The sequence below is a fragment of the Acinetobacter equi genome, from assembly GCF_001307195.1.
GTDB lineage: Bacteria > Pseudomonadota > Gammaproteobacteria > Pseudomonadales > Moraxellaceae > Acinetobacter > Acinetobacter equi.
Genome location: NZ_CP012808.1, coordinates 789,705 through 809,203, shown reverse-complemented (window position 1 = coordinate 809,203; position 19,499 = coordinate 789,705). Strand labels below are relative to the sequence as shown.

Genomic DNA, 19,499 nt, shown 5'->3' with positions numbered 1-19,499 from the left:
ATAATACAAAATAAAAATGTGGTGATGTTGGGGTTGGTTAAGAATGGCAAAAGACAATTTAGCAAAATATCGTCGCTCGGTAACGATCGCGTATATCTGCATGTTTTTCGCTTTATTTACGGTTGTTACAAGTTTATTAGCTTATTTATTTGCTAGAAAAGTAACAGTAATTGATGATGCCGAAGTGTGGTTACATGCACAAGCATTATGGGTAATGCGTAATTCCCTTATTTATTTTATTTTGATGATGTTTGCTTCTATATGGTTTATTCCACTTTATTTTTATTATTGGGATACATATTTATGGGTAACAGCATGCACTGTAATAGGTGTTGTTTTTGTCCTGATTGCATTTTTATATTTATTGAATACATGGATTAAAGGCATTTCTAAATATATAAAAAATAAAGCTGTTTTTTAGTTACATTAATTTTTTTATATTTTGGCTCTTGTAAAACCAAGTTTGACCCCCATTACAGACCACATTGTGAAATTAAATGAATTATCCGTGAGGAGCATCGCCAGACATGGCTAAACGTGATTATTATGAGGTTTTGGGCGTATCTAAAACCGCTAGTGATGATGAAATTAAAAAAGCCTACCGTAAGTTGGCGATGAAATATCATCCAGACCGTAATCCAGATAATGCTGAAGCTGAAGATAAGTTTAAAGAAGCTTCTGAAGCATATGAAGTTCTTTCTGATGCTGAAAAACGTAGCATGTATGATCGCATGGGACATCAAGCATTTGAAGGTGGTATGGGCGGTGGAGGCGGCTTTGGCGGCTTCAGTGCGGAAGATATTTTTAGCCAATTTGGTGATATTTTCGGTGGTGCATTTGGTGGTGGAGGCCGAGGAGGTCAACAGCGTGCACGCCGTGGTTCAGATTTACGGTACGTAATGGAACTCACGCTTGAAGAAGCAGTGAAGGGCATTAAAAAAACAATTACATTCACAGCACCAGCTCCATGTGAACCATGTAATGGTAAAGGTTCTAAGAACCCAAATGATGTAGAAACATGTAAAACTTGTCATGGCGCTGGTCAAGTACGTATGCAACAGGGATTCTTCTCTGTTCAACAAACGTGTAGTACTTGCCGTGGACAAGGTACGATTATTAAAAACCCATGTAATTCATGTCATGGTTCAGGTGTTACAGATCGTCAACAGACACTCGAAGTTACTATTCCGGCAGGTGTAGATAATGGTGACCGTGTTCGTTTAGCAGGCAAAGGCGAAGCAATTCGTGATGGACAATCTGGTGACTTATACGTTGAAGTTGTTGTGCGTGAGCATGAAATTTTCCAACGTGATGGTGCCGATTTGTATATGGATGTGCCTGTAAGTATTGCTGATGCTGCTTTAGGTAAAGAAATTCAAATTCCAACACTAGATGGTCGTGTAAGTTTGAAAATTCCAGAAGGTACTCAAACAGGTAAACTCTTCCGTTTACGTGGTAAAGGTGTAAAACCCGTACGTACGAGTATGACTGGTGATTTACTTTGCAGAGTTGTGATTGAAACACCTGTTAACTTAACTGCTCGTCAGCGTGAATTGTTGCAAGAATTACAAGCGACAATGGATGGTGATGATAATAAATCATCACCAAAGAAAAAATCATTCTTTGATCGTTTATTTGACTAAGCTATCATGAATAAAAAAAGGATGCATTTGCATCCTTTTTTTATTGAAATTAGACTAAAAATATTAGTAGAGAGCGTGAACATCATATAAAAAAAAGCCACATACTGGGAAGAATGTGGCTAAAAACTATTAGCAGTATCACTAATAGCTAGGGGGTATCTGATATAAATATAATGCGATAAAGCGAAGGATAAATAATGGATTTTTTGTGGTATAAATAATATTTTATTTATAAAAAAAGTAGTTAAGCCTTGAAATTTAATAGTTTGATTTGAATTCATAATTATAAAAAAAGCCCCAACATCCTGTCGGGGCTTTTAGATTCTGTTCCTGATATAACAATACTGTCATATCTCACATCCATGAGTAAGAACTTAAATTCCATTTATGTTTTAGAACATCCTGTTCTTGATGTATTTATCATATGAATTATTTATGTTTATAGATAGTCGATATAGTTTCTTTTGGTGTAGGTTAAAGCTTACAAAAATACTAGGTTTTTTGTTTATAGATCATTTTTTTTTTCGAGTGAATGAATCCTAAACCATACAGTGGCCATTTTTGTTTTGCTTTTATATTATTGACCAAATGTGCAATCAGGATTAATGCAATAGAACCAAATAAAACCGGTAAAATGAGAAAACTACATTCATAATGAATACTATTTCCTGTTAAAAATCAATATCTTTAATATATTTTTCTAACATTCTAGGCTGAATAATTTCTATACGTTGTGGAATGATAGGTTTGTATGCGACCCATTGATATTCATCAATTTTATTAAAGTATTCAGAAGAAAGAATATATAAATAACCAATTTGATTCCAATCAACACTTGTATGGTAGAGATGAACGTAAAAATCTTCTAATTCTTGTTGAATTTCAAATCTCGCATCTTTTGTATAGCCAATATAAGTAATTGAAAATAATGAAGCAATTTTTTTATTTTCAATTGCATAAATTGCAAATTGATTATCTTCAGTTTTAAAGCCACTAGCTTGTTTGGGCTCTAATATTTTAACCAAGTGTCTAGAACCATGATAAAGAGTTTTAGATTTCATTGTGAGCACAAATTTTGTTTAAGAGGAAAATAGTAATGTGTATGCTATTTTTATTGTAAAGAGTATTTAAAAAAATAATGAATAGAGTAACAGGATGAATAGATGTTTAGCATCATCAATGCTTTCATGAAAAAGAAAAGTCATTTTAAGAAATAAATTTATTCTTAACCTTTTAGAGAAAGCCATGACTTTTGATATAGTAAGAACAATTTTGAATCAACATTAGGAACATGTTATGTCAGCAGCTCCACGCATTGGTGTATTAGGTGCAGGCGGTCGTATGGGACGCATTCTTATTCAAGCAGTTCAACAAGCAGGCTATCAATTAGCAGCAGCTGTTGAGCGCCCAGAAAGTAGTTTGGTGGGTGCGGATGCAGGTGAATTAGCTGGTATTGGAAACATTGGTGTAAAAGTTGTTGGTGGCTTAGAACAAGTTCTGCAAGATTGCGATGTTGTTATTGATTTTACAGCACCTGTTGCGACAGCAAATCATTTAAAATTATGTCGTGAAGCAGGTGTTGCAATTGTCATCGGTACCACGGGTATGAATGATGAACAAAAAGCATATTTAGATGATTCAGCAACAGAAACCCCAGTTGTGTATGCAGCGAATTATTCAGTGGGTGTAAACGTTTCAATTAAACTTTTAGAGCTTGCTTCGAAAGTTTTTGGTGATACTGTTGATATTGAAATTGTTGAAGCACACCATCGTCATAAAGTAGATGCTCCATCTGGTACAGCATTAATGATGGGTGAGGCTATTGCAGAAACATTAGGTCGTGACTTAAAGCAAGATGCTGTTTATTGTCGTGAAGGTCATACAGGACCTCGTGAGCGCCAAAGTATAGGCTTCCAAACTATTCGTGGGGGAGATATTGTCGGTGAACACACAGCAATGTTCATTGGTGAAGGTGAACGCGTTGAAATTACTCATAAAGCCACTAATCGTATGAATTTTGCTGCTGGGGCTGTTCGTGCAGCAGCATGGGTGGTTGGTCGTGAAGCACGTAAATATGATATGAAAGATGTATTAGGCTTTAATGACATTCAAGTTTAATATTTTTATTAGATTAAAAAACTCCCTCATGATGAGGGAGTTTTTATTTCTAAGTTATAATGATTATTATAAAAAATTATCGATTTTCATAATGGTATGTATAACTGTAATTATATCCTAAGGTTGACTTTTGAATATCATTTAGAATGATACCAGTAACTTGAGAATCTACTTGCTTGAAACGATTGATGACAATTTCAAGCTCTTTGATTTGTGTTTTTGCAAAACGAGCAACGAGTATACTCATTCCGACATATTGAGAAATAATCAGACCATCTGTTACAGCTAAAATAGGTGGAGTATCAATTAAAATATAATCATATTGTGTTGCGAAATGATCTAATAATTTCTTGAAATTATTTGAATTTAGTAATTCCGATGGATTATGAGGGCTTTTTCCTCGCGTAATTAAATCTAAATTTTCAATATTTGTTTTTCTTGTGACACAGCCAAGCTCAAGCTGATTATTCAGATATTCTGCTAAACCTGGTTGATTTATCATATTAAAGTATTGATCTAAGTTTCCACGACGCATATCTGCATCGATAATTAAAACTCGCTTTTTACCTTGTGCAAGAATTACAGCTAGATTTGTTGAAGTAAATGATTTGCCAACTTCTGGGGCAGGGCCTGTAATCATAATGATATTATTTTTAGCAGTTTTTGATGCGACATGAAGAGCGGTACGCATGCTACGTAAACTTTCAATTGCAATATCAGTGCTATTTTGGACTGCCAATATTGGAATGACTTGATTTTTTTTATGTTTACGTAGTTTTACCCAATTTAGCTGTGTTTTTGATCTTGGTACAGTTGCATACACTGGAATATCGAATGTATTTTCAATTTGTTGTGCATCTTTGATTCCATTACGTAAGAAGTTACGTAATATGGCAATCATTATGCCAATAAATCCACCAATAAAAATAGATAATACAATAATGGTTAGCTTTGATGGTTTGATTGGTGTAATGGGATCAATAGCTGTATCAATAATTCGGACATTACCAATTTCTCCAGCTTTAGCAATAGCAAGTTGTTGAGATGAGTTAAGCAGAGATGTATAAAGTTGTTGTTTAACTTCTACCTCACGGAAAAGTTGTAAATATTGATGTTGTAAATCTGGTAGTTTTTTCAAAACACCATCTAATTCAGCTATTTTTTGATTTAACGCTGTTAATTGAGCATTCATTTGCTGCATTACTGGATGAGCATCCGTATATTTTGAAGATGCTTCAGCAACTTGTTGAAGAAGTTTAGCTCTTTGAGTATCTAACTGCATGCTTTGAGTAAGATAAAGTTCAGATTCTTTTGTAATATCAATTGTATTATTTTTTTCACGAAATTCGTTAAATTGGCGTTCTGCGACCATCAATTCATTCAATAATATAGGTAATTTTTCATCTAAAAACTTTAATGTTTGGGCAGTTTCAGCTGTACGACGGTCAATATTTTGTTTGTTATATGCACTTAGAATGGAATTTAATACCTTTGTGATATGTTCTCTATTTTCACCACGATATTGTAAATTCAATATACCTGTCAATTTCCCTTTTTCAGCAACACTAAAATGACCCAAAATATCATTAATTGCGCGTGGAAAAGATTTCTTCGTAATAAAGTAAGAAGAATTATGATGATCTGACGTATAAATAGAAAGATGCCATTCGCCATCTACTGTTCGAGTAATATGATCCTGATTTAAAGGAAGTTGAATAAGTTTTGTTTCAGTTTCTGTGTCATATAAACTAAAAACATTATCTTTAAAATGAATTTCTAGAGGATGATCTAAATATTTTTCAGGAATAATAAACTTTTGAATACGAAATGATTTCTTATCATCATTAAAAATAATAGATTGTGCATGATATTCAGTTATATATTGATTTTTATGTATTAATCTATCAAGAAGTGATGTTTTATCACCTGTAATTGCAATATCTAAATTTAAATGGCGAATAACATCTCCTAAAACCAATCGCGATTTTAGAATTTCAATTTCTGTTTGGGCGGGCTGTTTCTGATCAACGATATTTGATAGATCTCCCAATAGTGCAGCAGAAGTTCCTTTTTTCTCTTCAACTTGTACCAATGCATTGACCGAATAGATATTTGGAGTCACTCTCAAATACATTAGGGCAATAAAAAGGCTGAGAACAATACAAATTAAAATTAAAAGCCAATGAGCGATGATTGAAAAAAATAGTTCTTTTAAATCTATATGATCTTCAATATTTTGTTTTGTGTTCATAACTAATTCTTACTTTTCATTAAATTGCATTTTTCCAATCATCAACACAGTATTTAATTAATCGACAAGTCTCATTAAATACGGCCTGATTTTGTTGGTAAGGATCTACAATGTCGATATCACGCCAATGACCTAGTCGGAAAACTTTTCCTTTAGCAAAAGGCCATGTTTTTTCAATATATTGTTTTTGGTCTGTACTCATCACTAAAATAAGATCTGCATTTTTTATGAGTGCAAGATTTAGTTTTTGTGATTTATGATTTTGAAGATCAATATCTTCTTGTTGCATGCTGATCATCGCTTTGTCATCAGCACCATGTTCAATTAAGCCCATAATTCCAGCAGATACTATTTGTAAATCTGGACGAATTTTTTTTAGGAAATATTCTGCCATAGGGCTTCTGCAAATATTTCCTTGGCAGACAATGAGAATATGAGCAAATTGCATTACTGCCCCAATCGATCAACATTATAAATAATATTTGAAAAAGGTAGCATTTGATTGATGACACGTTGCCAACGGGCAAGTCCTGCAACATCAATGTACACAATGTCATTGCTTTGCATAGTAAATTTATTGGCTAAGCCGAAATCAGCAATACTGCTTAAATCTAGATGATAGACTTCTGTTAAATTTTCATTTTGATTATTGCGCACAACATAGACTTTACTTCGATTTGCAGACATCGCATTTAAGCCTAAACTTTCACCAATAACATCGCTTAAAGACATACCTTGATCACGTAAAGATAGAGCTTGATTACGACCAGCTTCACCCATGATGTAAATCTTTTGATTGTCTTTTGAATTGACGTAAATGGTGTCATTAGGCTGGATGAGTAAACGATTTAATGACAAACCCACATTTTCAAGTTGAATATTATTAAGCGTATAAACATGACGATTACGAATGAGATTTATTGATGTATTTGCACCATATTGGTTATTTACTCCACCCGCCATGCCTAATGCGGTATATAGGCTGATTGGTTGATCGGTTAAAGCATATTGACCACTTTTTTGTACGTTACCTTGAACAGAAAAGCGCTTTCCTTGATATGAAAGTACTCGGACAATAACATCTGGTGTTTTTAAATATTGAGCAAGCTTTTGCTGTAATTCATAGCTCACTTGTGTCAATGATTTTCCAGCTGCTTTATAACGACCAACGATTGGAAAGTGAATATAACCATTTTGATCAATTTGATAGCCAGAAGCTTGAATTGCTTGTTCTGTGCTTACTACATTGGTTGGCGGTGTGATTTCTGGATATGCCCATAAATAAATAGAAAGAATATCACCTGGATTTAAATCATAAATAGTGTGATCTATATCAAAAAGATGGGCATATTTATGGTGTAAATTTACTTCCGAAGGCTCTAGTTTGAGAATGGAATCTTGGGTAATTTTAATAATATTAACTTCGGTACCTAATTCAGTTTTAAACAGTCCATCATGTTTTAAGTCCGATGTTTGTAGGCCCGATGTTATTGCACAAGCAGTTAGTGTGTTACTTAATACTAAGCATGCTAAATATCGCCTTATTTTCACGATAATACCCATTTTATGTCATTTGCAAATAACTTTTATTTGTTTAAAAAGTATAAATTATTAATTTTTCCTAATAAATAAAAGAAAAATCTCTTGAATTTTGTTAAATTTATCACATAATATTACAAAAGTGAGTGTTTTATTTAAAAAAAATAAAACTTAAGTATTTGTGCTTGATTTTAAAATAAATAATTAAAATGAGGTGCAAATACTAAATTCATAGAATATGAATTCGCTGAATACATAGAAAATAGTTTATGAAAAGTAGAATTATAAATGTATTAATCTATGTCAAATTCAAAATAGGAAAACAGAAATAGAAAGTATTTTCTGTTAGAATATACCCGTTTTTATAAGGTTAAATCCTAAATTATAAGGCTCTGCAATGTCACAACTCTCTGAACTAAGAATCGCAATTATTGGATTGGGATATGTTGGTCTACCTTTGGCCGTGGAGTTTGGTAAAAAAGTGCCAGTTGTTGGCTTTGATATTCATCAAAAACGTATTGATGAACTAAAATCTGGCCAAGATCATACATTGGAAGTATCTCCTGAAGAGTTAGCTCAAGCAACTCAACTTAGTTATAGCTCAAATTTAGAAGAATTAAAGGGATGTAACTTTTTTATTGTTACAGTTCCAACACCTATCGATGAATTTAAACAACCTGATTTAACTCCTTTGGTTAAGGCATCTCAAACTATTGGGCAAGTACTTAATCAAGGTGATATTGTTGTTTATGAATCTACAGTTTATCCAGGTGCAACAGAAGAAGTTTGTATTCCTGTTTTAGAAAATGTATCAGGTTTAAAGTTTAACCAAGATTTTTATGCAGGTTATAGTCCAGAACGTATTAATCCTGGTGATAAATTACACCGAGTAAATAATATTTTAAAAATTACTTCAGGATCTACGCCTGAAATTGCTGAATATATCGATCAAGTTTATAACCTAATTATTGAAGCTGGTACGCATAAAGCAGAAAGTATTAAAGTCGCTGAAGCAGCGAAAGTAATTGAAAACACACAGCGTGATGTCAATATTGCATTAATCAATGAGCTTGCTTTAATTTTCAATAAAATGGGAATTGATACTGAAGCGGTATTAAAAGCTGCGGGAACGAAGTGGAATTTCTTACCGTTCCGTCCAGGTTTAGTGGGTGGGCATTGTATTGGTGTAGATCCATATTATTTAACGTATAAAGCACAAGCGATAGGTTATCATCCTGAAATTATTTTGGCGGGTCGGCGTTTAAATGATGCAATGGGTGCTTATGTAGTCACACAACTTGTAAAAAGTATGGTGAAAAAACGTATTCAAGTTGAAGGTGCTAAAGTTCTCGTTTTAGGTTTAAGTTTCAAAGAAAATTGTCCAGATATTCGTAATACTAAAATTATTGATATTGTTAAAGAGCTTCAGGAATATCATATTGATGTTGATATTTATGATCCTTGGGTTGATGCAAATGAAGCTGAGCATGAATATGGCATTCGTATGACTGATAATTTAGAAAGTGGTTTATACGATGCAGTTATTTTGGCTGTAGCACATGAACAGTTTGTAGCGCTAGGTGCGGAAAAAATTCGTGCTTTAGGCAAAGAAAACCATGTTTTATATGATTTAAAGTATGTGTTGGATCAGACTGAATCTGATATTCGTTTGTAATTAAAATATAGAGCTTAGGAATAAAAAAATGAACCAATATGAAGTGGTTTATGGGCAGCTAAAACAAGCTCCTAAAACATGGTTAATTACAGGTGTAGCAGGTTTTATTGGCTCAAATTTACTTGAAACTTTATTAAAGCTAGATCAAAAAGTAATTGGTTTAGATAATTTTGCAACAGGTCATCAACATAACTTAGATGAAGTTAAAGCCTTAGTTTCACCTCAGCAATGGGAAAATTTTATTTTCCATGAAGGGGATATACGTAAATTTGATGATTGTACAAAATCATGTACTGGTGTGGACTATGTTTTACATCAAGCTGCTTTAGGTTCAGTACCACGTTCAATAGCTGATCCAATTACGACAAATGAAACAAATATCAGTGGTTTTTTAAATATGTTGACAGCAGCACGTGATGCTCATGTAAAAAGCTTTACTTATGCTGCAAGTAGTTCAACATATGGGGATCATCCTGCATTACCTAAACTCGAAGAAAATATTGGTAATCCACTTTCTCCTTATGCAGTTACTAAGTATGTGAATGAATTATATGCTGATGTTTTTGCACGATGCTATGGATTTAAATCTATAGGATTACGTTATTTTAATGTTTTTGGACAGCGTCAAGATCCAAATGGCGCATATGCTGCTGTTATTCCAAAATGGACAGCCTCAATGATTGCTGGCGAAGATGTTTTTATTAATGGTGATGGTGAAACTAGTCGCGATTTCTGTTTTATTGATAATACTGTTCAAGCCAATATTTTAGCTGCAACGACTGTAAATGAAGATGCAAAAAATCAAGTTTATAATGTTGCCGTAGGTGACCGTACGACATTAAATGATTTATTCAATGCAATTCAAACAGCATTAGCAAAAAATGATGTAAATTATCCTAAAAAGGTAATTTATCGTGAATTTAGAGCTGGTGATGTCCGTCACTCTCAAGCAAGTATTGGAAAAATCCAAACTCTATTAGGTTATGCACCTCAATATCGTATTGATGCTGGTATTGAATTAGCAATGCAGTGGTATGTTAAAAACTTGACATGAGCATACGGAAGCTTGCGGAAAAATATAAATCGATTGGATTAATTAGTTCCAGTCTTTTAGTTGGTGCGATAATTACATTTATCGCACTTCCTTTTTTAACGCGACTATATTCTGTTCAAGATTTCGGTGAATACGGTGTTGTTTTAGCAGTTGTGAGTGTTCTCTCTACAATTGCAAATTTACGTTTGGATCAAGCATTATTAGTTGCAGACGATAAACATCAAAAAGGTTTGATGTTTGAAAGCTCTGTTTTTTCTTTAATTTTTTGTATTATTTTTGCTAGCATTTTAAGTTTCTTTTTCGATGCTCAAATGGTTTTAGCAATCTGTGCAGGAATTTTTTTTAATACTTTAATTCAAGGATTATATAATTATAAATTTTCACATGAAGCTGAATTTTTTTGTGCGGGTTTAAATATTTTAAGAAGCTTAGTTGTTGTTTTAATACAACTTATTTTGCCTTTAATGATGAGTGTAACTTTGGTTGTAAGTTACTCAATTAGCTCATTATTTTTAATATTTATTCTTTTAATTTATATATTAAAACAACATTTATATCAGTTTAGTTGGTATGGTGTTAAAAATTATAAAGATTTTATATTTTCTAATACACCACATGCGCTACTAAATAGTTTTTCACATAATTTACCATACTATATTGTTTCACATTTTATTGGTTATCAAGCTGTTGGTTTCTATTCAATTGTTGAGCGAACATTACGTGTACCTATAAATTTAATGTCACAAACAATACGGCAATTTTTTATACGTAAGTTTAAAAATCAAGATTCAGCATATGAAGCATTTAAAAGTAGTGTAATTTTAAGTTTGGTATCATTACCATTTTTTGCTTTATTTTTTATTGTTCCTGAGTCCTTATATTTATTTATTTTTGGACAAGAATGGATTGGAATTTCATTATATTTTAAAATTTTAGCTTTAGGTTACTGGGCAATATTTTGTAATCCTCCGAGTTCTGCATTTTTAATTGCAAAACGAAAGAGTTCTATTTTATTTAATTTACAAATTATAGAACTTATTGTAAAAATTTTATTATTTATTTTAGCTTATCAATATATTGATCATAAAATCTATATGTTATTAGCTATCCCTATTTCTCTTATTTTCTATAATTTTTCCATCTTATATATGGTATGGAGAAGTCAAAAATGATTTTTTTCCGCGCACTTAAATTAATTAATCGTGTGACAGCTACATATCGTAAGTTAATTTATAACTTTGCATTTAAAACAAGATTTAAATATTTTGGTCAGAACACTAGACTAGAAATTTCAGGAAAAGTAAATATTGGTAAAAATGTCTATATTGGTGATTATGTTTCATTAATTGTAGAAAATGGCGCTGAATTATTCATAGGTGATAATAGTTTTATTGGAGAAAATTGTTATATCAAGTGTTATGGTGGAAAAATTGAGATAGGGAAAGATGTTAGTATTAATTCTAAATCATTTTTAAATGGTTGTGGTGGATTAACGATAGGAAATAATACGCGTATTGGTACACAGACAATTATCATAGCAAGTAACCATAAATTTGATGATCCAAGTATTTTAATTAAAGATGCAATTACTAAAAAAGGAATATCAATAGGCAGTAATATTTGGTTTGGGGCTCGTGTAACTGTTCTAGATGGTGTTTCAATTTGTGATGATACTATTTTAGGTGCAGCATCTTTAATTACTAAAAATATTAATGAAAAAGGTGTTTATGTTGGAATACCTGCTAAAAAAATTAATAAATTTAATTGTTAGAGCACTTTTTTATGAATATTGATAAAAATAAGTTTTTAATTTTTTTGATGTTTATATTATATGTTGCATGGTCATTTATATTTTTTGAATCTAGTACAGTTTATGAAAATATTGTTACAGCATATGATGAAATAAGGTATTTAAATGCAACAGATTTATTGTTAATAGATTTAAAGCAATACGGTTTTCTTTATACTTTAGAAAATTATTATAATTATTCACAAAGTGTACATTTTTTACACTACTTTGTTTTGGCATTTATACGTTATTTTTTTAATGATTCAATGTTTTTTTGGATGGTTTATCAATTATTAATATATTGTATAGGTGCTTTTTATTTTTCTAGGTATATGTACTTAGAGTATGATTTTATAAAAATAGAATATGTAAAATATACTGCATTATTAATTTTAGTTTATCCAGTATTTCTATATCTTTCTTTTTCATTGATGAGAGATATTTCAATTTTTTGTTTATTATCTATGGCGTTATTTTTTTATAAGAAAAATAATTTTTTTCGTCTTTTTTTAATTTTAATTTTATTATCATTTTATAGAATAAATATGATGTTGTGTATATTATTTTATATTTTTGTTGATCAAATTAAAATTGATGGGCTATCTAAATTATTCATATATTTTTTAATATCTTGTGTTTTGTTGTATGGTGTTGATTTAGTTTCTTTTGGTTTTGTTTCTAAAAGTTTAGGTAGAGTTGATGATTTTAATGTTTTAAATGTGATGACAGAAGCACTTTCATTTATGTTTTCTCCTTTACCTTTTACAATTGATATTAATTTGCCTGAATATTTAAGGTTATGGTTTAAGATTTCATTTATTATTTGTTTAGTATTAATGATCTTTAACTTGATTTTATTAATATATAAAAAGTTTACTATAATTTCTCCATCACTACCTATAGTGATGATGTCTCTTTTATATATTATTATTTATAGTACAGAGGTAGGTGTTGGATTTAGACAGGCATCGATTCTTCTTCCTTTTATTTATATTCCAGTCTTATTTTTTATAATAGAGATATTGAGAAAAAATCATAATTGATACTTTAGGAGAAAAAAATGAAGATTTTATTTAATAAGATATTTGATATTTATTCATTTTATTTACATGGTTCAGTCAATTATGCTCGAAAAAAAGGAGTAAGAATTGGTGAAAATTGTCGTATTTACATTAAAAGCTGGGGATCTGAACCATTTCTTATTTCAATTGGAGATCATGTGACCGTTACCTCTGGAGTGAAGTTTATTACTCATGATGGTAGTACTTGTTTGATTAAGGATACTGTTGGTAAGCGTTATCAACGATTTGCTGCAATTGAAGTTGGGTCTCATGTTTTCATTGGTGTGAATAGTATTATTATGCCAGGTGTAAAAATTGGTTCACATGTTGTGATTGGTGCCGGTTCAGTTGTTACGAAAGATATTCCAGATAATAGTGTTGCAATAGGTGTACCTGCGAAAGTTGTTTCAAGTTTCGTAGACTATCAAAAAAAGATTAAAGCAACATGTGTGAGTGATACAGAGCTACAAGGTATTCAAGATTATAATGCGCGGGTATATCGTGCCATTGAATTACAGCATCAAAAATCATCTCGTTAATTTCTCCCAACTTTAGGTCATCTTATGTTAAATAAAGTCATGTTCTTTTTACCTACTCTCGGTGGAGGTGGAGCAGAGCGTACAGTTATTCAACTTGCAAATAGCTTTGTAGAACAAGGCTTAAAAATTGATTTAGTTGTATGTAATACTCAAGGTGAAAAAGGAAAATTACGTCCTGAAATAAATTCAAAAATTCATTTGATTGATTTAAATTGTGGCAGAGTTGTGAATGCACTTTTCCCACTTAAAAAATTACTTCAAGAAAAAAATTATGATTGTGCCGTGGCAACACAAACTCATACAAATATTATTTGTGGTATTGCCAAAAAATTAGCAAATGTTAAAACGAAGTTAATTTTTAGAGAAGTTTCTACACCTTCGAAAAATATTAAAAGTAAAGGTTTAGCTAATTTTATTTTAAAAATTTTGGTAAATTTAACATATCCTGCTGCAGATCAAATCGTTTGTGTTTCTCATGGTGTGCGAGAAGATTTTTGTGAATACTATAATTATAGAAAAGCTAATTTAAGAACAATTTATAATCCAGTGATTGATGATGCTTATTTAGAGAAATTAAAAGCACCTGTAACACATCACTTTTTTCAAGATAATCAGCAAGTCATCATGGCTGTTGGGCGACTTACCGAAGCGAAAAATTTTGAGTTTTTAATTCGCTCATTTGCACAAGTTTATATACTACATCCTTCTATTCGATTAATTATTTTAGGTGAGGGCGAATTACGTCAATCACTTGAAAAATTGATTAAAGATTTAAATTTATCTGAAGTTATTGATTTACCTGGTTTTGATTCAAACCCATATGCTTATTTTAAGTATGCAGATTTATTTGTACTTAGTTCAAATTGGGAAGGATTGCCAGGTGTTTTAATTCAAGCACTTGCATCAAAAATTAAAGTTGTAAGTACAAACTGTCCAAGCGGGCCAATGGAAATTTTAGAACATTCTAAATTTGGTTTATTAGTGGAATGTAATGATATTAATGCTATGAGCCAAGCAATTGAACAGGCATTGTTTAAGGATTATGTTTCTTATACAAATGAAGAATTTACTGAACATTGTCACCAATTTAAAAAAGAAAATGTATTACAACAATATTTAAGCATGATGGAGAATCCATCTTGAAAAAAGAAACAATAGTTCATGTAATTACTAATTTTTCAGGTGTTGGTGGGGCAGAAATGATGCTGTCTCGTTTAATTAAGCAAACACAAAATGAATATAATCATGTGATTATTTCATTAATGAAAACTTCAGATATTTATGCAGATACTTTAGATTTATGTGTTTCTTATACGGCATTAAATTGGAATGGAATAAATAGTTTTTCAGTTGTTGGGAAATTAAAAAAATTATTAAAGCAATATCAACCTTTTGCTATTCAATGTTGGATGTATCATGCAAATGTGATGACAAGTTTAAGCCTGCTTGGTATTAAAAAGAAGCCCAAAGTATTTTGGGGAATTCATCATTCATTGTCTTCTCCTAAAGAAGAGTCGATTAGCACAAAACTAGGTTTAGTTTTTAGTAAGATTTTATCTAAATATCCAACTGGAATTATTTATTGCGCTCATTCATCTTTAGAGCAACATGAAAAGTTTGGATTAAAAAATGAAAATTCATGTGTTATTGCAAATGGTGTATCACTTGAAAGATTTCAGATAAATCCTGATTTATATGAACCTTGTGTGATTGGTTTTGCAGGGCGATATCATACTGCAAAAGGTTATCCTTATTTATTTGAAACGATTAATTATTTAAAAGATCAGCCGATTATTTTTAAAATAGCAGGTCATGGTGCGAATTTAGAAACTCCTGAAATTAAAGGCTATTTTGAACAATATCAACTTGATGAAAAGCAAGTGCAATTACTTGATCAAGTTTCTGATATGCCTAAATTTTATCAATCTGTTGATGCTTTTTTACTGACATCAATTACTGAAGGCTTTCCAAATGTACTAGTTGAAGCAATGGCTTCGGGATTACCTTGTATTAGTACTGATGTTGGTGATGCTAGATATATTGTTCAAGATTTAGGTTCAATTGTTCCATCTCGTGATGCAAATGCCTTAGCTCAAGCTATTTTAGATTACGTACATTTATCTCCGTCAGCTAAATTACAATTAAAGCAAGCAACTCGATCACGTGTAGAACTTAATTTTGGTATTCAGCATATTAGTCAGCAATATATTGACGTGTGGAGAGTAGATAAATGAAATTTTTAATGATTAGTAGTTATCTACCTTCTGTTTTGAATTTTCGTGGAAAGTTATTAGAAGCGATTCATGCACGTGGTTTTGAAATTCATGTGATAGCACCTTCTTTAGAAGAGTTTCCTGAAGAACTTTGTCAGCTGCAAAAATTGGGCTATTACATACATGATATTCCGATGCAACGTACAGGTACAAATCCAATTAATGATTTAAAAACATTAATGGCAATGTTTCATTTAATCCGAAAAATTCGTCCTGATTATGTTTTATCTTATACCATTAAACCTGTTATTTATGGAACTTTAGCGGCATGGCTTGCACGAGTTCCACATCGTTTCGCTTTAATTACTGGGTTAGGCTACGCCTTTCAAAATGTCGAAAGTGGTCAGCGCAGCATGTTCCAAAAACTGGTACATGGTTTGTATGCTCAAGCATTGAAACATGCAGATAAAGTATTCTTTCAAAATCCTGATGATTTAAAACTGTTCCATCAAATGAATTTACTTCATCAGCATAAACCAACAGTGGTGGTAAATGGTTCAGGGGTAAATATTCAAGATTTTAATGTGATTGACTTACCTGTTAATGAGCAAGGACAAGTGAAAGCTTCATTTTTATTGATTGCCCGTTTATTGGGAGATAAAGGTGTCCGTGAATATGCTCAAGCTGCACGAATGATTAAAGATCAGCATCCTGAAGTTGAGTTCCATTTGGTGGGATGGATTGATGAAAATCCATCAGCAATTTCACAGCAAGAGCTAGATCAATGGATTATAGATGAAACAGTAATTTATTGGGGAAAACTCAGTGATGTTCGTCCAGCAATTGCTGCAAGCTCAGTTTATGTTTTGCCGTCGTATCGTGAAGGTACACCTCGTACAGTTTTAGAGGCAATGGCCATGGGACGTGCCATTATTACGACAGATGCTCCCGGCTGTCGTGAAACAGTAATCAATGGTAATAATGGTTATTTGGTTGCGGTGAAATCGGTTGAAGAATTAGTACAAGCGATGTCTTATTTTATTGAAGATTCACAATTGATTGAATATATGGGACAACGTTCTAGAGAGATCGCTTTAGATAAATACGATGTACATCGTGTAAATGAACATATGATGTCTGAAATGGGAATGTTGTCATGATGAAGCGTCTTTTAGATATTGTTATTGCTTCCACAGCTTTAGTTGTTTTATCACCTTTATATGCTTTTGTTGCTTATAAAGTAAAAAAGAATTTAGGTTCTCCTGTTTTATTTCGTCAAGTTCGTCCTGGTTTAAATGGTCAACCATTTGAGATGATCAAGTTTAGAACCATGAAAGATGCAGTTGATGCTGAAGGGAATCCTTTACCTGATAGTGAACGCTTAACAGCATTTGGAAAAATGTTACGCTCAACAAGCTTAGATGAAATGCCTGAGTTATGGAATGTGATTAAAGGCGATATGAGTATTGTTGGACCACGTCCATTACTTACAGAGTATTTGCCTTTATATAATAAAGAACAAGCGAAACGACATGATGTTCGCCCAGGAATGACAGGCTATGCACAAGTAAATGGGCGTAATGCAATTAGTTGGGAAGAAAAGTTTAAACTTGATACTTGGTATGTAGAAAATCGCTCGCTATGGTTGGATTTTAAGATCATGTTAAAAACGGTCAAAAAAGTCATCGCGAAAGATGATATTAGTGCTGAAGGCGAGGCAACAATGACCAAGTTTACTGGGACATCGGAACAAAAAAATGACTAAGCTTTATGCAGTTTATGGTGCTTCAGGTTGTGGACGGAGTTTGATGCCTATTGCTCGTCAACAATTAGCACGTCAAAACGATGTATCTGAAATTGTATTTATTGATGATTCACTAGAAATTATTCATGAAGTGAATGGTCATCGTGCAATGAGTTACATGACTTTTAAGCAGCAAGTGGCAGATAAAAAGTTTGTATTAATTGCGATTGCTAATAGTCAAATTCGAGAAAAATTAGCTCATCAATTAATACAAGATCAGATTGAATTATGGTCTATTCAGGCTGATAACATTATGTTGATGGATAATGTTGAGATTGGTGCAGGTGCTGCATTAAGCCCATTTGTGAGCATTACATCTAATATTAAAATTGGTCAATGTTTTCATGCTAATTTGTATAGTTATGTTGAGCATGATTGTGTGATTGGTGATTTTGTTACATTTGCACCAGGTGTAAAATGTAATGGCAATGTTCATATTGAAGACCATGCTTATATTGGTACTGGTGCTGTCATTAAACAAGGTACACCAGACAAGCCTTTAGTCATTGGGAAAGGTGCTATTGTTGGTATGGGTGCTGTCGTGACCAAAAGTGTTCCAGCAGGTGTAACTGTTGTTGGGAACCCAGCAAAAATTTTAGAGAAAAAGTAATTTTTTTAAATTAGGAAAGTCCGATGTTAAATACCGCATTTGAACCGTGGCCCAGCTTTACTCAAGCTGAGGCAGATGCAGTTTCAAAAGTTCTATTATCCAATAAAGTGAATTATTGGACAGGTCAAGAATGTCGTGAATTTGAAAAAGAATTCGCACAATTTGCAGGGACGAAATATGCAGTTGCGGTATCAAATGGTACGGTTGCATTAGATTTAGCACTCAAAGCTTTAGGTATTGGTGCTGGAGATGATGTGATAGTGACTTCCCGTACATTCTTAGCTTCGGCAAGTTCTATTGTCACAGCGGGTGCTAATCCAATCTTTGCCGATGTAGAACTAGATTCACAAAATATTTCTCGTCGTACTATTGAAGCAGTTTTAACGCCAAATACGAAAGCAATTATTTGTGTGCATTTAGCTGGTTGGATGTGCGATATGGATCCAATCATGCAATTGGCCGAAGAAAAGGGCTTATTTGTTATAGAGGATTGTGCTCAAGCACATGGTGCACAATATAAAGGTCAACCAGCAGGTTCAATCGGTCATATTGGTGCATGGTCATTTTGCCAAGATAAGATCATGACCACTGGCGGTGAAGGTGGAATGGTTACGACCAATGATGAAAATCTTTGGAAAGCAATGTGGTCTTATAAAGATCATGGCAAAAATTTTGACAGTATTTATAACAAACAACATCCACCAGGATTCCGTTGGTTACATGATTCATTTGGTACCAACTGGCGCATGATGGAAATGCAAGCCGTTATTGGACGTTTACAGTTAAAAGAAATGCCACAATGGACTGAAAAACGTATAGAAAATATGTCACGCATTTGGAATGTATTTGAGAATAGTCCATATTTTATTGTTGCAAAACCTTCATCAGATTATGTGCATGCTGCATATAAATGTTATGTTCAGGTGAATCAAGATCAATTGCCTGAAGGATGGTCTCGCGACCGTATCATGGCTGAAATTAATGCTTTAGGTGTACCATGTTTTAGTGGCTCTTGTTCTGAAGTTTATTTAGAAAAAGCATTTGATGATACATCTTGGAGACCTGAGCAGCGTTTAACGCAAGCACAGCAACTTGGTGAAACGAGCTTAATGTTTTTAGTTCATCCTACATTATCTAAGATGAGTATAGATAAAATGATTGCTGCAATCACAATGGTAATCAACCAAATTTAACAATGAGATT

General features: G+C 32.4%; 19 protein-coding genes and 1 pseudogene. 15 read left to right on the top strand and 5 right to left on the bottom strand.

Annotation, left to right across the window (positions count from 1 at the left end):
* Positions 1-43 precede the first annotated feature (43 nt).
* Positions 44-421, top strand: a complete 378-nt coding sequence (locus AOY20_RS03790) for a hypothetical protein (RefSeq protein ID WP_054580625.1) — start codon at positions 44-46, stop codon at positions 419-421.
* 106 nt (positions 422-527) lie between these two features.
* Positions 528-1,643, top strand: a complete 1,116-nt coding sequence (gene dnaJ / locus AOY20_RS03785; protein WP_054580624.1) for a molecular chaperone DnaJ — start codon at positions 528-530, stop codon at positions 1,641-1,643.
* 492 nt (positions 1,644-2,135) lie between these two features.
* Here the strand turns inward: dnaJ and AOY20_RS14905 are convergent.
* Together AOY20_RS14905 and AOY20_RS03780 are read right to left on the bottom strand one after the other, a co-directional pair.
* Positions 2,136-2,318 (bottom strand): annotated as a pseudogene (locus tag AOY20_RS14905) (HPP family protein); the annotation flags it as partial.
* Positions 2,315-2,704 (bottom strand): hypothetical protein, encoded by a 390-nt coding sequence (locus AOY20_RS03780; protein ID WP_054580623.1) that lies wholly within the window; start codon positions 2,702-2,704, stop codon positions 2,315-2,317. The gene AOY20_RS03780 and the pseudogene AOY20_RS14905, both read right to left, overlap by 4 nt.
* A 235-nt stretch (positions 2,705-2,939) precedes the next feature.
* Here AOY20_RS03780 and dapB point away from each other — a divergent pair, with 235 nt between their 5' ends.
* Positions 2,940-3,761 (top strand): 4-hydroxy-tetrahydrodipicolinate reductase, encoded by an 822-nt coding sequence (gene dapB, locus AOY20_RS03775; protein WP_054580622.1) that lies wholly within the window; start codon positions 2,940-2,942, stop codon positions 3,759-3,761.
* A 76-nt stretch (positions 3,762-3,837) separates the two neighbouring features.
* On the opposite strand, the gene AOY20_RS03770 is transcribed toward dapB, so the two are convergent.
* From AOY20_RS03770 to AOY20_RS03760, 3 genes are read right to left on the bottom strand one after another with little or no spacing between them, the layout of a single operon-like run.
* The gene (locus AOY20_RS03770; RefSeq protein ID WP_054580621.1) at positions 3,838-6,012 is read right to left on the bottom strand and encodes a polysaccharide biosynthesis tyrosine autokinase; all 2,175 of its coding nucleotides are present in this window, start codon (positions 6,010-6,012) and stop codon (positions 3,838-3,840) included.
* Positions 6,013-6,031: 19 nt separating this feature from the next.
* Positions 6,032-6,460, bottom strand: a complete 429-nt coding sequence (locus tag AOY20_RS03765) for a low molecular weight protein-tyrosine-phosphatase (protein ID WP_054580620.1) — start codon at positions 6,458-6,460, stop codon at positions 6,032-6,034.
* Positions 6,460-7,575, bottom strand: a complete 1,116-nt coding sequence (locus tag AOY20_RS03760; RefSeq protein ID WP_054580619.1) for a polysaccharide biosynthesis/export family protein — start codon at positions 7,573-7,575, stop codon at positions 6,460-6,462. Before AOY20_RS03760 ends, AOY20_RS03765 begins: the two co-directional genes overlap by 1 nt.
* Before the next feature lie 373 nt (positions 7,576-7,948).
* Between AOY20_RS03760 and tviB the strand changes: the two genes are divergently transcribed.
* Genes tviB through AOY20_RS03700 form a run of 12 tightly spaced genes read left to right on the top strand, consistent with a single transcriptional unit; the run spans position 7,949 to position 19,489 of the window.
* The gene (gene tviB, locus AOY20_RS03755) at positions 7,949-9,226 is read left to right on the top strand and encodes a Vi polysaccharide biosynthesis UDP-N-acetylglucosamine C-6 dehydrogenase TviB (RefSeq protein ID WP_054580618.1); all 1,278 of its coding nucleotides are present in this window, start codon (positions 7,949-7,951) and stop codon (positions 9,224-9,226) included.
* Positions 9,227-9,254: 28 nt separating this feature from the next.
* Positions 9,255-10,280: an NAD-dependent epimerase/dehydratase family protein gene (locus AOY20_RS03750; RefSeq protein ID WP_054580617.1), complete on the top strand. Its 1,026-nt coding sequence runs from the start codon at positions 9,255-9,257 to the stop codon at positions 10,278-10,280.
* Positions 10,277-11,452 carry an oligosaccharide flippase family protein gene (locus AOY20_RS03745; RefSeq protein WP_054580616.1) on the top strand — a complete coding sequence of 392 codons (1,176 nt, stop codon included), beginning with the start codon at positions 10,277-10,279 and terminating at the stop codon, positions 11,450-11,452. Before AOY20_RS03750 ends, AOY20_RS03745 begins: the two co-directional genes overlap by 4 nt.
* The gene (locus AOY20_RS03740) at positions 11,449-12,051 is read left to right on the top strand and encodes an acyltransferase (protein ID WP_227510363.1); all 603 of its coding nucleotides are present in this window, start codon (positions 11,449-11,451) and stop codon (positions 12,049-12,051) included. The genes AOY20_RS03745 and AOY20_RS03740 overlap by 4 nt, the downstream gene beginning before the upstream one ends.
* 11 nt (positions 12,052-12,062) lie before the next feature.
* Positions 12,063-13,112 carry a hypothetical protein gene (locus AOY20_RS03735; RefSeq protein WP_054580615.1) on the top strand — a complete coding sequence of 350 codons (1,050 nt, stop codon included), beginning with the start codon at positions 12,063-12,065 and terminating at the stop codon, positions 13,110-13,112.
* A gap of 17 nt (positions 13,113-13,129) precedes the next feature.
* On the top strand, positions 13,130-13,669 hold the full coding sequence (locus tag AOY20_RS03730; protein ID WP_054580614.1) for an acyltransferase: 540 nt from the start codon (positions 13,130-13,132) through the stop codon (positions 13,667-13,669).
* Positions 13,670-13,693: 24 nt separating this feature from the next.
* The gene (locus AOY20_RS03725; protein ID WP_054580613.1) at positions 13,694-14,812 is read left to right on the top strand and encodes a glycosyltransferase; all 1,119 of its coding nucleotides are present in this window, start codon (positions 13,694-13,696) and stop codon (positions 14,810-14,812) included.
* Entirely contained in the window at positions 14,809-15,903 is a 1,095-nt protein-coding gene (locus AOY20_RS03720; RefSeq protein WP_054580612.1) for a glycosyltransferase, read from the top strand. The genes AOY20_RS03725 and AOY20_RS03720 overlap by 4 nt, the downstream gene beginning before the upstream one ends.
* Positions 15,900-17,042, top strand: coding sequence for a glycosyltransferase family 4 protein (locus AOY20_RS03715; RefSeq protein WP_054580611.1), 1,143 nt, complete (start codon positions 15,900-15,902; stop codon positions 17,040-17,042). The genes AOY20_RS03720 and AOY20_RS03715 overlap by 4 nt, the downstream gene beginning before the upstream one ends.
* Complete coding sequence (locus AOY20_RS03710) at positions 17,039-17,647, top strand: sugar transferase (protein WP_054580610.1); 609 nt, start codon at positions 17,039-17,041, stop codon at positions 17,645-17,647. Before AOY20_RS03715 ends, AOY20_RS03710 begins: the two co-directional genes overlap by 4 nt.
* On the top strand, positions 17,640-18,296 hold the full coding sequence (locus AOY20_RS03705; RefSeq protein ID WP_054580609.1) for an acetyltransferase: 657 nt from the start codon (positions 17,640-17,642) through the stop codon (positions 18,294-18,296). Before AOY20_RS03710 ends, AOY20_RS03705 begins: the two co-directional genes overlap by 8 nt.
* Positions 18,297-18,319: 23 nt before the next feature.
* Positions 18,320-19,489: a DegT/DnrJ/EryC1/StrS family aminotransferase gene (locus AOY20_RS03700; RefSeq protein WP_054580608.1), complete on the top strand. Its 1,170-nt coding sequence runs from the start codon at positions 18,320-18,322 to the stop codon at positions 19,487-19,489.
* Positions 19,490-19,499: the final 10 nt, after the last annotated feature.